Source organism: Pseudomonas sp. KB_15 (genome assembly GCF_052114525.1).
Classification (GTDB): domain Bacteria; phylum Pseudomonadota; class Gammaproteobacteria; order Pseudomonadales; family Pseudomonadaceae; genus Aquipseudomonas.
Genome location: NZ_JBFREX010000011.1, coordinates 41724 through 56645, shown reverse-complemented (window position 1 = coordinate 56645; position 14922 = coordinate 41724). Strand labels below are relative to the sequence as shown.

The following is a 14922-nucleotide window of genomic DNA, read 5'->3' as shown; positions in this document are numbered from 1 at the left end:
ACGGCGCATAGGCAATGGACTTAGTGAAGCGATCTATTCAAGAAATCGACGGATCATGCGCATCAGCGTTGGCGTATAGGCTTTGAGCTTGAAATCCCGATCCAGCACAGAGCGAGAGACCGCGCCGTCAATAAGAGCGATGAGCCAGGTAGCAGCGATCTTCGGATCCAGGGTCGCATCGATCTGACCTTGGGTGATCCCCCGCTGGAGCAGCGCTACCAGATCGCCCTTGATCGAAGCCTCGCTGGCAGCGAATAACGTGGCCATTTCAGGGTTGCGCATGGACTCGGCAACGACCTCTACCCCGATCTTGGCGTAGACAGGATCGGCGCATTGCTTCAAGAGATCCTTTGCCAATCGCTCAACAGCCACAATGGCATCGGGTTCATCGGCCAGTTGGGCAAAGCGCCCGCTCATTTCGCGTCGGTCTTCCTCCGCAATGGCCTCAATCACTGCCTGCTTATTGGGGAAATAGTGAAACAGGTTGCCAGGGCTCATGCCCGCAGCAGCACAGATCTCGTTGGTCGAAGTGCCGCGAAAGCCTTTTTCGGCAAAGCACATGACAGCTGCTTCGAGGATCTGGTGCAGCTTGGCCTGGTGTTTCTCAGGATCAACTTTTCTCATTTCTTCTCCATAGAGGCAGGTGCTGAACTGCACCCCCCTTCATTAGATCGACTACTTAGTCTAGTATTGAGAAAACCCCAGGCACAGTCAAGCAACGATACGAAAGGATCTTTCCATGAACCGACAGGCAACCTCTCATGCCAGGCAAAGGCCGCATTTATTCGCGGCCATGGTCATGGCCACCGCGCTTGCGGGATGCGCAAAGCTTGGCCCGCAACCAGAAAGCGTACAGCCCGTTGCGACCGATTGGGTGAACCGTGGCACCGTGCCCCGCGCACCGAGCGTCGACCCGGCTCAGTGGTGGAGAGCGTTTGATGAACCGGTGCTTGATGCAGTGGTTGCAGAGACGCTTGAACAGAATCTGACGCTGTTGCAGGCCAGCAATCGCTTGCAAGCCGCCCGGGCGCTGGTGCGAACGACCGAGGCTCAACGCTTGCCTCAGGTGGACGCAACCGCTGAAGGCCGTCGCCAGAAGCGCTTGTCCGGCCCCGCCGAAAGTGACTTCGAGCGCACCTTGGAAGATGATCTACAGCCTCCTGCCGGGTCGCGAACCAGCAGTTACTTTCAAGCGGGATTTGATGCGTCCTGGGAGCTTGATCTGTTCGGGCGCCTTGCGGCTACCGAAGAAGCCGCCCGCGCGACAGCAGGTAGCGCGCTGGCCGAGTCGCGAATGGCGCGTGTCTCCGTGGTCGCCGAAGTGGTGCGCAGCTACATTGAATTACGCAGCGCGCAGCGCCGCCTGGCTCTTCAGAGAGAAAATCTCAAGGATCAAAACCGTCTCGTAGCGCTGACGCGTGACCGCCGCGCCGCTGGCATCGTGGGCGATCTCGATATTGATCGCAGCCTCACGGCAGCCTCGCAGACATCGGCGCAACTGCCGTTGCTCGAACAATCCATACAGCAGTCCGCCCAGCGCATCGCCGTGTTGACCGGTAAAGCCACCATCGACTCGTACTTACTGAAGCCGATGCCACAACCCGTGGCCGAACGCTTGGCACTGCGTGTTCTACCTGCCGATCTTGTGCGCGTACGCCCGGAAATCCAGCGTGCAGAACGCTTGATTGCACAAGCCGGCGCGGAGCTGGGTATCGCTGTCGCCGATCTCTACCCGCGCATGACGCTAGCAGGAGACATCACAGCCAATGGCAGCCTGCTCGGCACACCTCTGGCTGAACGCGCGACGAATGCATCCGCAGGGCTATCAATCCACATCCCATTGCTGGACTGGGGTGCACGCCGCGCGGTCGTGAGTGCGCGCGAAGCGGGTTTGACGGAAGCAATCTTTGCGTACCGCCTGGCAGTGCTTGAAGGCATCGAGGATACCGAAAATGCACTCACAGCCATTGATGTCGGACGCCGCAAAGCCATGGAGGAAGAGATTCGTCTCGCCGCCGCCCAGCGCACGGTCACCCATGCCGATACGCTGTACCAACACGGCATCACGGACCTGCTCGATCGTCTCGACGCGGCGACGGCCTTGCGCGAGGCTCAACTGAGCACCGCGGAGGTTGTCGAGCAGCAGGCACTGGCTGTGGTCGCGCTATACAAGGCTGTCGGCGGAGCGAGTCTGGAGCCAGCTCATTAGGTGTCAGTACTCCGACATCACCACCATCACTTCAGCGTCGGCGCCATCCTCGCTTTCAGCCAGATAAATATGACCAATTGAGCTGTTGAAATACGCTGTTTCGCGGCAGCCGATGCTGAGGGATTCACCCGTTTCGAATTGAATTCGCACACGACCTGAAAGGACGACGGCGAACTCTTGTCCGGGGTGACGGATGTAGTCTTCGAACTGATTCAGTTCGCGCGCACAGATCCGCGCGTACATGGGCGTCATACTACGCCCGGGGAAATCCCCCGCCATCGGGTGATATTCGTAATTGCCCGTGCTGTAACCCGCCGCACTGTCGATGGCGGTGCTGACCACCGTGGGCTGTACAGCACTGACGCTCGCCTTGGCCGGACTGAAAAGCTGGGAAATGTCCACACTCAGGGCCCGAGCTGCGGCTGCGAGTTTTTCGTAACTCACCGACACTTGCGCCAGCTCCATCTTCGACAAGGTCGACAGCGCCACGCCTGAACGCTGCGACAGTTGCTTGAGCGTCAACTTCTGGTTTTTGCGGATGACACGCAGGCGCGCCCCGACCTGGGCGCGATCTATCAAGGGATGGTCCGTGGGACACGAGACTCGATCGGAACTCATGCAAACTTCTCTGTCGTACGAAAAACGGTGCCTGGGGCTGAGCCAAGGCAAGGGTTGGAATAATACCTCAAGGTAATGGGTTGACTGGGAAATTCTCATATCTTACATTTCTCTTATCTGAGAATTATAAAAATAGAGGGAAGAACATTTCTTCCCCGTCCCCAGAGACAGGAGGTACTTCGATATGCACGGCAGCGAATGTTTCGATTTCGCCATCATCGGCGGTGGTATTGCGGGGGCCTCCCTGGCCTATCGCTTGGCCGGGCAAGCCAGCGTTGTGGTGCTCGAGCGTGAGAGCCAGCCGGGTTATCACGCCACCGGACGCTCCGCCGCGATGTTCATGGAAAGCTATGGCACACCGCAGATCCAGGCATTGACCCGCGCCAGCCGGGACTTCTATGAGCAACCGCCAACGGACTTCACCGAGCATGCGCTGCTGGAACCTCGCGGCTGCCTGTACGTCGCAGGCGAGGGGCAGCAATCCCTGCTGAAACAAACCTTCGAAGTCAGCCGGGCACAGGCTGGCAATGTTTCATTGATTGATACCGGGCACGCCCTCGCGTTGGTGCCGTGCCTGCGCCCGGAGGCGATTGTCGGGGCGATGCTCGAAACCGACGCCCGTGACCTGGACGTCCACGCGCTGCACCAAGGTTTTTTGCGGGCCATGCGCCGAGCCGGTGGCGTACTGCAGTGCGACGCCCAACTGAGCGTCGCCACCCGCGAAGGTCGACACTGGCACCTGACGCTGGCCGACGGCCGCCAGTTGCGCGCGCGCAATCTGGTGAACGCCGCAGGTGCCTGGGCCGACCAGGTGGCGCAGCAATGCGGTGTGAAGCCCATTGGGATGCAGCCCTGCCGCCGCACCGCCTTTACCTTCGACGGCCCTGAGGGCATGGACTTCTCACGATGGCCTGCGGTGATCGGCATCGACGAAAGTTTTTACTTCAAACCGGACGCTGGCCAACTGCTTGGCTCGCCGGCCAACGCCGATCCCGTCCCGCCACAGGACGTGATGCCCGAAGAGCTGGATATCGCCACCGGGATCTACCACATCGAAGCCGCCACCTCCTTGACCATCCGCCGCCCACGCCACAGCTGGGCCGGCCTGCGCTCGTTCGTCGCCGACGGCGATCTGGTGGTCGGCTGGGACGATCACTGTGAAGGCTTCTTCTGGCTGGCGGCCCAAGGCGGTTATGGCATTCAGTCCGCGGCCGGCGTATCGCAACTGGCCTGCGCGCAATTGCTCGATCAACCCCTCCCCGAAACACTGCGCCGCCAGGGCGTCGAGCCACATCGCCTGGCCCCTGGCCGCTTGCGTTAATCATTTATCCCAACGAGGTTCCTTACCATGTCTGACAATCTCCAGCGTTACCCCAGCCACCTGCCCTATCCGTTCTCCAAGGCCATTCGGGTCGGCGACTTTCTATTCCTTTCAGGGCAAGTACCAATGAACCCTCTGGGCGAGGTGGTGCTCGGTGATATCCGCGAGCAAACCGAAGCCGCCATGGCCCGCATCGGCGAGACCCTGGCCGAATGCGGCGTGGGTTTTGACCAGGTGGTCAAGGCCACGGTGTGGCTGACGGACATGCAACATTTCGCCGGTTTCAACGAGGTGTACAAGCGCCACTTCGAGAATGGTTTCCCGGTGCGCTCCACCGTCGGCGGCGCCCAGTTGGCGCTGGGGGTCGATGTGGAGATCGAAGTCCAGGCCTGGGTCGGCGCCCGCTGACCCACCTCTGCTGTTTGCCAGTGCGATGCCCCGGGATGGCCATGAACAGTGGTCGTCCCCATAAGCCATAACAAAAACAATTCGAGGGAAATCGTCATGAAAGAAAGTCTGAAAATAGCCGGAGCATTTGTCGGAGTGATTGTCGGCGCCGGGTTCGCTTCTGGTCGGGAGCTGCTGCTGATGTTCGTGGATTTCGGCGTATGGGGACTGCTCGGGGCGGTGGTCAGCGCCGCGCTCTTCACTTTTCTCGGGATGGCATTGGCGGGCATGGGTAGCCGACTGCGGGCAAGGTCCCATAAGGACGTAGTGTATGCACTGTGCGGACGCTACCTGGGCACCTTTGTCGACCTGATGATCACCTTCTTCATGTTTGCGGTGACCGTGGTCATGTTGGCCGGCGGCGGCGCCTTGCTGGAACAACAGTTCGGCATTCCCGCCATGTTCGGCAGCGTGGCGGTGACCCTGATCGTGGTCGCCATCGTGTGCCTGGATGTGCAGAAAGTCATTGGCATGATCGGCGCCGTCACTCCGCTGCTGATCCTGACGGCGGTAGCGGTAGCCCTGTATGGCGTCGCCACCCGAGGCTTGAGTTTCGGTGAACTCAATCAACTGGCCAGCCAGCAAGACGCTGGCGCAAACCATTGGCTGCTGGGAGCGTTGTTGTACGTGTCTTACAACATCGTGGCCGGGGTGCCGTTTCTGGCGATCATGGGCGGTGCCGCGAAGTCCGAGAAGCAGGCCATCTGGGGTGGCATCTTCGGTGGCGCGTTGCTGGGGCTGCTGATGCTGGTGATGAGCCTGGGATTGCTGTCACGCCTGGACAGCGTGGCGGATTTGCCAATGCCCATGCTGTCCATCGCCACGGAGGTTTCGCCGGTCCTCGGCCTGCTGATGGCGGTGATCATTTTCCTGATGATCGTCAACACGGCCGTCGGTACCTTGTATTCCTTTTCGGCCCGGCTACTGCCGGCAGGCACTCGCAAATTCCGCATCGGCTCTGCGGCCGCTGGCGTGCTGGCTTTCGCCGGCAGCCTGGTCGGGTTTGTCAGCCTGGTGGGTCAGGTCTATCCACTCTTTGGCTACCTGGGCTTTTTACTGATTGGCGCAGTGGTCGTTGGCTGGTTACGCGTAGGACGCCTGGCCCAGGCTTGATCAGCCGATAGTAGCGTGCTGAGCAAAAAAACGATCAGTGCAACCATGACCGCCAACGGAATCGGCAGGCCGTACGGGGCGATACTCATGCCAGCGGCCCAAACAGACTGTCAACGCCCAGAGCAAACCGGTGCTGGCGTTGGCGGTCACAGTTCCAGCGCCATGTATTGCTGTTTGATCAGAATCAGTGCCAGGCAGATCTGCAAACGGAGGACCGTTGCGCGGAGCACGCATATGGCACAATGTTTTCTTCCTGACTCTATCGTTGAGGCCTCATGATCCGCGACTTTCGAAACGTTGACCTGGAGCCCGTATTGGACATTTGGCTACGAGCGTCAATCCAGGCGCATCACTTCATAGCCCCCGAATTCTGGCATAGCCAGCTTGATGCTATGCGTGAGGTATACCTGCCCGGCGCCATGTCCCGAGTGTTTGAGGCAGACGGGACGGTAGCAGGATTCTGCTCTGTATATGGAGACACACTTGCCGCGCTATTCGTATCGCCTGAACGTCAGGGGGACGGTATAGGTACGCGGCTTCTCGCGGACGCCAYGGCATCCAAGTCAACTCTACAGCTGACTGTGTATTCGGCGAATGCGCGTAGTATCCATTTCTATGAGAACCAGGGCTTTGTAGTTCTCAATGAACAACTGGACGCGCACACTGGCCACCTTGAGAAGGTGATGCGCTGGGTCGCCTGATCTGACTAATGTAGCTACAGGCGAAGCGATCCCCGACTTGCACATTGCAGACACCGGCACCCACAACGGCCGCGAACAAATTCCTTACATGTTTTTACATCTTCGAACGCTGCGTACAACGGCAACTTACATCGCCTTCCAATAATCGGTATCGGAATAATAAAAAGACCGATTACATGGAGAGTTTCAAATGCCCTTTACCCGTACTGTTCTAGCGTTGTCCCTCGGCCTGTTTTTTTTGCAGAGCCAGGCCCAGGCGGCGCCGCCGCTGTCGCTCACTAACGGCAACTCCGACCTGACTGCGCAAATCAGTAATGCCTGGATTGAAATCGACAAGACCGCGTTAGAGCACAATATCCGTACCCTGCAAGCCGAGTTGGCCGGCAAGTCGAAACTCTGTGCGGTACTGAAAGCCGATGCTTATGGTCATGGTATCGGGTTGGTGATGCCTTCGGTGATCGCGCTCGGTGTACCGTGTGTGGCGGTCGCCAGTAACGAAGAGGCGCGAGTGGTTCGCGAAAGCGGCTTTAAAGGCCAGTTAATCCGTGTTCGCACCGCTTCCCTGGGGGAGCTGGAAAATGCTCTGCAGTACAACGTCGAGGAACTGGTTGGCAACCTCGATTTCGCCCGCCAGGCGGCCGATCTTGCACAAAGACACGGTCGCAAACTGCAGGTTCACATCGGCCTTAACTCAAGCGGTATGAGCCGTAACGGCGTGGAAATGGCCACCGAACAGGGCAAGAAAGACGCCGTGGCAATCACAAAGGTACCGAATCTGGAAGTGGTCGCAATCATGACCCACTTCGCGGTGGAGGATAAGGACGACGTACGCAAGGGCCTGGCAACCTTCAATGAACAAGCGGCCTGGCTGATGGACGTGGCCCAGCTCGATCGCAAGAAAATCACCCTGCACGCGGCCAACTCCTTCGCCACACTGGAAGTACCCGAATCGCGCCTGGACATGGTGCGCACGGGCGGCGCGTTGTTTGGCGATACCGTCATTTCGCGCACTGAGTATCGGCGCGTGATGCAATTCAAGTCGCATGTGGCCTCGGTCAATAACTATCCCGCTGGAAACACAGTGGGTTACGACCGCACCTTCACCCTGACACGTGATTCGAAACTTGCCAACATCACGGTCGGTTACTCCGATGGGTATCGCCGCGTGTTCACCAATAAAGGCGTGGTATTGATCAATGGTCATCGCGTGCCGGTGGTGGGCAAGGTTTCGATGAACACCGTGATGGTCGATGTCTCGGATGCACCCGACGTCAAGGCAGGTGATGAAGTAGTGCTGTTTGGCAAGCAAGGCGCAAGCGAAGTCAGCCAGGCTGAAGTCGAAGAGATCAACGGCGCGCTTCTGGCCGACCTCTACACCGTCTGGGGCAGTGCCAACCCGAAAATACTGGTCGAGAAGTAATCCCGCCACCATCGTAAATTACAGGGCGCGCTCATTCGGGCACAGTTTTGCCAAGCGCGGAAAAGCTCAAATGTATGGCAGGGACCGACAGGAGAGAGGTCGCACTCTCTTGTCGGAAGGTGACCATTATTTTTTTTCCGCGCTGACTCAATGTATCGCCGGTGACGGCGCAGTTGCCTGAGATATTCACTACTGCGCCATGGCGGTGAACAGCCTGGTTCGGCACCCTCTGGACAAATTCCTACCGCCTCGCTCAAAAGAAAAATCAAACCTGCCAGGAAACGCCGTTACACATGGATCAAGCGAAACGTCCACCAGTGTTCGGGCCTACACGAAGAGGCAGTTGTGCTTCAGCCTAACCGTTACGGTTCATTGGAAATGAGAACGAACTGATGACTTTTCACTTCTATTAGAATTCTTTGCATTAAAAATGGAATCTGTCAGTCATAGACAGCCGTCCGGTGGACACATTGAAGGCCAGTTAACTGTATGCATCCGGCAAAGTCATCTGGCTGACTCGTCCAGGCATGGTGTCCACCTGATTTGGAGGAAGGACAGCTAGCCCTTGGCCGATGAAAACAACGAGACATTCATTATTAGTTAATTGCGTTCGCGTGAACATTTTTACCTGCTTCTGCAGCATAAATTGGTAAGGAGTCTAATATTGAAATGCTATAGATCGCTCCATCCCTTGTTTGCGTAATGATGCGAGGGACCGTTGGCATGCAGGTGGCTCCAACACCGGGCCGGTGTTGGCTAAATGGATTCAGACCTGGAGGGAACCATGAGCAATCTCATCGCCACTGGCGAGCCACCTGAAGCCGTTCGCCTCATGGTCAAGGTTTACGCCTTCTTGCTGCTCGCAGGTTTTGCGCTTGTTCCGGCCTATCTGATTGGCTACTTATACTTCTTTCAGGACCCATCGCTTACATTCGAGAATCACCTGTTCCATATAGTTGCGATCACGGCAGCCACCTTGGCAGGCTCGTTTGTTACTTACGTAACGTGGCGCTGCTATCAGTCATCGGGAGATCCGCTACTGCGATGGATGACGCTTGGTTTTCTCGGTTTTGTACTAATCTACGCGTTGCACGGTGCGTTCACCGGGCTTGCACACCACAATATCTGGCTCTTCCTGCTTTATGGACCGGCCTCTCGACTGGTCATGTCGATTCTGCTGTTAGTCGGAATGCTGTCGTACCACCGCCCACCTGATGCCGCGGACCAACGGATGAAGGCCCGCTTTTGGTTGATCTGGATAGGACTGTTCCTGCTGGTTGACGTGGCAGTGGCGTACGTCGCGAATTCGCCGATCGCCGGCAATCTCGCGGTGCGCCTCTCGATGGAAGGTGGTGCCCTGGTTCTTTCCACACTGACCGTGATAATGCTCTTGCTGCGCCGTATCCGTTCGCCGCTGATGATGATTTTTGTCATCTCGGTCACCGCGTTCGCGCTGTCATCTCTTGCCTTCATCCTTGCACGTCCGTGGAACCATATGTGGTGGCTCGCTCATGCGATCTTCGCCGGTGGATTCTTCATGTTGAGCTATGGGGTAGTGCAAGCGTTCCTCACCACACGGTCGTTCTCGAAAATTTACAGCCAAGAGGAGTTGATGGTGCGTCTTGCCGAATCGATGGCGTATACCGAGAGCGCCCTGCAGGAACTCCAGCGCGCCAATCAGGAACTCGGACACCTTGCAGCGACCGATCCACTGACAGGCGCTGATAATCGGCGTCGGTTCATGGAGCGGGTCGAAGTCGAAATTGGCCGGACCCTACGCGGCGGTGCGCCGTTCTCCGTGTTGGCACTCGATCTGGATAATTTCAAGTCCATCAACGATCGCTTCGGGCATCAGGTTGGCGATGACATCCTGAAGAGTTTCGTGGAGATATGCCTCGATTCGATCCGGCCGTATGACGGCGTAGCCCGAGTGGGCGGGGAAGAATTCATGATACTGCTGCCTCAAACTTCACTTGAAGGCGCGCACGTAATCGCTGAGCGTCTGCGAGGCACCGTTGCTAATAATTCTTTTCATGGCCTGCAGCGGTCAACCGCGGTCACAGTGAGCATCGGCGTATCGCAATCCGGCAGCGACGGCGACACCATCGGGGCAATTCTGCGTACAGCCGATCAACGCCTGTATCACGCTAAACACGAAGGCCGTAACCGTGTGGTCACTAGCATCAAAACCAGCCTTCAACCTCTGCCCTGACTATCGTCTCGAAGTCGCTGAAAGCGTCGGCACCGATACCCGGCTATGCGCCACAGCATGGGGCGTTATTCGATCTGCACATTCGGAGCGCTCCTTTCACAACGTGCAGGCTGCGCCTGGCTTCGACCGATTTTGCGGGTTTGCCCATTGTCAGGAACGCTTCGCCCACTCGTCGCGCTGCATCACCTCGACAATGATGGGTACTGGCGTCATCAGGTGGGTGCGCATCATGGTTGTCGCCCGAACGGTATCGCGGGCAAGAATGGCTTCGACCAGCGCGGCATGTTCCTTGCGTTTTAGCGCCAGGGCCTCTTCGGAGAATACCGTTTGCGTCAACCACAAGTGACGATAGCGCTCGGCCTGGTCGAACAGGTAAGTACGCGCCTGAAGTAATTGCTTGGAACCACAACCCGCCGCGATGGCGCTGTGGAAGGCCTTGTGCCGCTCATCCCAAACGTCGAGCACCTTCTCGCGGGTTGTCACGTCCATGACCTTCGACAAGGTATGAGACTGGGCCACGATCTGAGCTTCCCACGCATCATCACCCCGCTCGATGGCCAGGCCCACAATCATCGCTTCAAGATTGGCACGTGCGTCATAGATGTCCTGCATCTCCTGCAGCGACATGGGAGCTACGCGGTAGCCTTTTTGACTGATGACTACCACCAAGTGCTCTGCCACCAGTTGCGAAAGTGCTTCACGCAGCGGGCCGACACCCAGGTCATAACGCTCCTTGAGCCCACTCATGAGGAGTTTTTCACCGGGCTTGAAGACGCCACGGATGATGTCCAGCTTGAGCCGCTCATACCCACTGAATGCAGAGTTGTGCCTGGGGGTGAGGCTATCCAAGGGGCTGCTCCAAAACTTGCCAAACCTCAATCATACCCAAACATCTATCAGACGAAAAACATTCGACGAAATCTTATTTTGTCGATTTATAAATAAAATGTAGATATTTTTTATTAGTGGCGATATTTTTCACTTACCCGATCCACACGAGTGCTGGACGGCGCTGACCATTACCTTCTGCCAGGAGTCGCCATGAACGCCTTTACGAAAATTCAGGACCTTGTGATGCCGCTCCCTTCGGAGTGCAAAGGCTTCACCCTCACCCCCTCTGAGCAGTCTGCGCGTCTGCTGGAATTGAAATTTTCCAAGGAGATCGTCGACGCTTTCGTCAAGGCGGTGAGCGAGTGGCCGGTCCAGGCTCTGGAGTACAAGTCGTTCTTGCGTTTCCGCGTCGCCCAGATCCTCGACGAGCTGTGCGAGGGCACTCTGCGCCCGGTGCTGGTCAATACCATTCTGGACCGCGCCACCGGTGGCATGCTGATTACCCCTGAAGGCTTGTGCGACGTGACCCAGGCCGATGACATGGTCAAGTTCTCCTCGGCCGTCGCGCACCTGATCGGTCGCTCCAACTTCGATGCCATGAGCGGCCAGTTCTACGCGCGCTTTGTAGTGGCTAATACCGACAACTCCGACAGCTACCTGCGCCAGCCACACCGGGTCATGGAATTGCACAACGACGGCACCTTCGTCCAGGAGCGCACCGACTACGTGATGATGATGAAGATCGACGAGCAGAACATGGAAGGCGGCAACTCCCTGCTGCTGCACCTGGATGACTGGGCAGATCTGCACCACTACTACACTCACCCACTGGCCCGTCGTGAAATGCGCTTCACCGCACCACCGAGCAAGAACGTACGTGAAGATGTGTTCCACGCGGTGTTTGACAACGATGCCGAAGGTCGCCCGACCATGCGCTACATCGACCAGTTCGTGCAGCCCAAGGACTATGAGGAAGGCATCTGGTTGAACGCCCTGAGTGAGTCCCTGGAAGGCAGCTCGCAGAAATTGTCGGTACCGGTGCCGGTCGGCAGTTTCGTGCTGGTCAACAACATGTTCTGGCTGCACGGCCGTGACCGCTTTACCGCTCACCAGGGCTTGCGTCGTGAACTGATGCGTCAGCGTGGCTACATCAGCTACCAGAAAACCTTGTACCAGCGCGGCCAATGAAATTTGCCAAGCGCTGAACCGACCAGGGCCACCTCGCAAGGCCCTCGTCGTGCCTCCAACAAATACGTAATTCAGGTGGGTGCAAACCAATGGCTGTGTACGACTTCATCCTCATCGGTGGCGGCATTGTGGGCATGTCCACGGCCATGCAACTGACTCAGGTTTACCCGGAAGCAAAAATCCTCCTGCTGGAGAAAGAGTCCGGCCCGGCCAGGCACCAGACCGGCCACAACAGTGGCGTGATCCATGCCGGCGTCTACTACACCCCGGGCAGCCTGAAAGCGCGTTTCTGCCTGGAAGGCAACAAAGCCACCAAGGCTTTCTGCAACAAGCACAGCATCCCGTTTGACGAGTGCGGCAAGCTGCTGGTGGCCACCAACGAGCTGGAAATGGAGCGCATGCGCGCGTTGTGGGAACGCACTGCAGCGAATGGCATCCGGCGTGACTGGCTGACGGCCGCCGAGCTGCGCGAGCGCGAGCCGAACATCGTCGGCCTGGGCGGAATTTTCGTGCCTTCAAGCGGCATCGTGAACTACGCCCAGGTCACCGCAGCCATGGCCCGTGAATTCGAAGCCGCCGGTGGCGAGATCCGCTACGACAGCGAAGTGGTCGCCATCGACGAGCGTCCCGATGAAGTGGTGGTCCGCACCGACACCCTGGAGCACCACGGGCGCTTCCTGATCACCTGCTCGGGTCTGATGGCCGACCGCGTGGTGCGCATGCTCGGGATCAAGCCCAACTTCATCATCTGCCCGTTCCGTGGCGAGTACTACCTGCTGCCCAAGCAACACAACCAGATCGTCAACCACCTGATCTACCCGATCCCCGATCCGGCCATGCCATTTCTCGGTGTGCATCTGACCCGCATGATCGACGGCACCGTCACCGTCGGCCCCAATGCTGTGTTGGCAATGAAGCGCGAAGGCTATCGCAAGACTGATTTCTCGCTGTCGGACATGTTCGAAACCCTGACCACCCCGGGCATACTCAAGGTACTGATGAAGAATCTGCGCCCTGGCCTGATCGAAATGAAAAACTCATTGTTCAAGGGCGGCTACCTGAAGGAAGTGCAGAAGTACTGCCCGAGCATCAACAAGAACGACCTCACCGCCTACCCGGCCGGTGTACGCGCCCAGGCCGTGTCGCTGGACGGCAAGCTGATCGAAGACTTCGTGTTCGTCAACACCGCCCGCAGTGTCAACGTCTGCAATGCCCCATCGCCTGCCGCCACCTCGGCCATCCCGATCGGTGCACACATCGTCGACAAGGTCCGCGAGCAGCTCACAAGCTCCGGCGTCAGTTTCGTCAAATCCGTCAACTCCGCTCGGCCAGCTCCTCTGGCGGCTGCCGTCGCAACTCGATAAGAAGGAATTTCGCGTGCAACTCAATGATCCCCAATTGTTCCGCCAACAAGCCTATATCGACGGTGTATGGGTAGATGCCGACAACGGCCAGACCCTCAAGGTCAACAACCCGGCCACCGGTGAAATCATCGGCAGCGTGCCGAAGATGGGTGCGACCGAGACCCGTCGGGCCATCGAAGCCGCCGACAAGGCGCTGCCGGCCTGGCGCGCCCTGACCGCCAAGGAACGCGCGAACAAATTGCGCAAGTGGTTCGATCTGATGATCGCCAACCAGGAAGACCTGGCCCGCTTGATGACCCTTGAACAAGGCAAGCCGCTGACCGAATCCCGTGGCGAAATCGCTTACGCCGCCTCCTTTCTGGAGTGGTTCGGCGAAGAAGCCAAGCGCGTCTATGGCGACATGATTCCCGGCCACCAGGTCGACAAGCGCCTGATGGTGCTCAAGCAACCGATCGGTGTCACCGCAGCTATCACTCCGTGGAACTTCCCGTCGGCGATGATCACCCGCAAGGCCGGTCCGGCCCTGGCCGCAGGCTGCACCATGGTCCTCAAGCCGGCCTCGCAAACGCCCTACTCGGCCCTGGCCCTGGCGGAGCTGGCCGAGCGCGCCGGCATTCCGAAAGGCGTATTCAGCGTGGTCACCGGCAGTGCCGGCGAAGTCGGCGCCGAACTGACCGGTAACCCGATCGTGCGCAAGCTGAGCTTCACCGGCTCCACCGAAATCGGCCGCCAACTGATGGTCGAGTGCGCCAGGGACATCAAGAAGGTTTCGCTGGAACTGGGCGGCAATGCCCCCTTCATCGTGTTCGATGACGCCGACCTGGACGCCGCCGTCGACGGCGCGCTCATCTCCAAGTATCGCAACAACGGCCAGACCTGCGTCTGTGCCAATCGCCTGTATATCCAGGACGGTGTCTACGATGCCTTCGTCGAAAAACTCACCGCCGCCGTAGCCAGGTTGACCATCGGCAATGGCCTGGAGCACGGTATCACCACCGGTCCCCTGATTGACGCCAAAGCCATGGCCAAGGTCCAGGAACACATTGACGATGCCGTCAGCAAAGGGGCTCGCGTGGTCGCCGGCGGCAAGCCACACGCCCTGGGCGGGACCTTCTTCGAGCCAACGGTGCTGGTCGATGTACCGCGCAACGCCGCCGTCGCCAAGGAAGAAACCTTCGGCCCGTTGGCACCGCTGTTTCGCTTCAAGGATGAAGCTGATGTGATCGCCATGGCCAACGATACCGAATTCGGCCTGGCCTCCTACTTCTATGCCCGCGACCTGAGCCGAGTGTTCCGGGTCGGCGAAGCGCTGGAGTACGGCATCGTCGGCGTCAACACCGGGATCATCTCCAACGAAGTGGCGCCGTTCGGTGGCATCAAGGCCTCAGGCCTGGGCCGCGAAGGATCCAAATACGGCATCGAGGACTATCTGGAAATCAAGTACCTGTGCATCGGCATCTGAGCATCCACGCCGCCTGCACGGCTTGACACCTGACGC

At 58.4% G+C, this 14922-nt stretch carries 13 protein-coding genes; 10 read left to right on the top strand and 3 right to left on the bottom strand.

Going from position 1 to position 14922, the window contains the following annotated elements:
• Positions 1-33 precede the first annotated feature (33 nt).
• Positions 34-657: a TetR/AcrR family transcriptional regulator gene (locus tag AB4Z35_RS12895; RefSeq protein ID WP_442097415.1), complete on the bottom strand. Its 624-nt coding sequence runs from the start codon at positions 655-657 to the stop codon at positions 34-36.
• 82 nt (positions 658-739) lie between these two features.
• On the opposite strand from AB4Z35_RS12895, the gene AB4Z35_RS12890 reads away from it, so the two are divergent.
• Positions 740-2209 (top strand): efflux transporter outer membrane subunit, encoded by a 1470-nt coding sequence (locus tag AB4Z35_RS12890; protein WP_442097414.1) that lies wholly within the window; start codon positions 740-742, stop codon positions 2207-2209.
• Positions 2210-2212: 3 nt separating this feature from the next.
• Here the strand turns inward: AB4Z35_RS12890 and AB4Z35_RS12885 are convergent, their stop codons facing one another.
• Positions 2213-2827 carry a helix-turn-helix domain-containing protein gene (locus AB4Z35_RS12885; protein WP_442097412.1) on the bottom strand — a complete coding sequence of 205 codons (615 nt, stop codon included), beginning with the start codon at positions 2825-2827 and terminating at the stop codon, positions 2213-2215.
• 184 nt (positions 2828-3011) lie between these two features.
• On the opposite strand from AB4Z35_RS12885, the gene AB4Z35_RS12880 reads away from it, so the two are divergent.
• The 6 genes from AB4Z35_RS12880 to AB4Z35_RS12855 all read left to right on the top strand — a co-directional run bounded on the left by AB4Z35_RS12880 (position 3012) and on the right by AB4Z35_RS12855 (position 10041).
• Positions 3012-4148, top strand: a complete 1137-nt coding sequence (locus AB4Z35_RS12880) for an NAD(P)/FAD-dependent oxidoreductase (protein ID WP_442097411.1) — start codon at positions 3012-3014, stop codon at positions 4146-4148.
• 27 nt (positions 4149-4175) lie between these two features.
• Complete coding sequence (locus AB4Z35_RS12875) at positions 4176-4556, top strand: RidA family protein (RefSeq protein WP_442097410.1); 381 nt, start codon at positions 4176-4178, stop codon at positions 4554-4556.
• Positions 4557-4652: 96 nt separating this feature from the next.
• The gene (locus tag AB4Z35_RS12870; protein WP_442097409.1) at positions 4653-5708 is read left to right on the top strand and encodes a YkvI family membrane protein; all 1056 of its coding nucleotides are present in this window, start codon (positions 4653-4655) and stop codon (positions 5706-5708) included.
• 275 nt (positions 5709-5983) lie between these two features.
• Positions 5984-6409 carry a GNAT family N-acetyltransferase gene (locus AB4Z35_RS12865; protein ID WP_442097407.1) on the top strand — a complete coding sequence of 142 codons (426 nt, stop codon included), beginning with the start codon at positions 5984-5986 and terminating at the stop codon, positions 6407-6409.
• Positions 6410-6599: 190 nt separating this feature from the next.
• The gene (gene alr / locus AB4Z35_RS12860; RefSeq protein WP_442097406.1) at positions 6600-7829 is read left to right on the top strand and encodes an alanine racemase; all 1230 of its coding nucleotides are present in this window, start codon (positions 6600-6602) and stop codon (positions 7827-7829) included.
• Between the two features lie 784 nt (positions 7830-8613).
• The gene (locus tag AB4Z35_RS12855) at positions 8614-10041 is read left to right on the top strand and encodes a GGDEF domain-containing protein (protein WP_442097405.1); all 1428 of its coding nucleotides are present in this window, start codon (positions 8614-8616) and stop codon (positions 10039-10041) included.
• A gap of 150 nt (positions 10042-10191) precedes the next feature.
• On the opposite strand, the gene csiR is transcribed toward AB4Z35_RS12855, so the two are convergent.
• Entirely contained in the window at positions 10192-10890 is a 699-nt protein-coding gene (gene csiR / locus AB4Z35_RS12850) for a DNA-binding transcriptional regulator CsiR (RefSeq protein WP_442097404.1), read from the bottom strand.
• Between the two features lie 192 nt (positions 10891-11082).
• Here csiR and glaH point away from each other — a divergent pair, with 192 nt between their 5' ends.
• The 3 genes from glaH to gabD all read left to right on the top strand — a co-directional run bounded on the left by glaH (position 11083) and on the right by gabD (position 14886).
• Positions 11083-12060, top strand: coding sequence for a glutarate dioxygenase GlaH (glaH, locus tag AB4Z35_RS12845; RefSeq protein WP_442097403.1), 978 nt, complete (start codon positions 11083-11085; stop codon positions 12058-12060).
• 95 nt (positions 12061-12155) lie between these two features.
• Entirely contained in the window at positions 12156-13424 is a 1269-nt protein-coding gene (gene lhgO / locus AB4Z35_RS12840; RefSeq protein WP_442097456.1) for an L-2-hydroxyglutarate oxidase, read from the top strand.
• Between the two features lie 13 nt (positions 13425-13437).
• The gene (gabD, locus tag AB4Z35_RS12835) at positions 13438-14886 is read left to right on the top strand and encodes an NADP-dependent succinate-semialdehyde dehydrogenase (RefSeq protein ID WP_442097402.1); all 1449 of its coding nucleotides are present in this window, start codon (positions 13438-13440) and stop codon (positions 14884-14886) included.
• Positions 14887-14922: the final 36 nt, after the last annotated feature.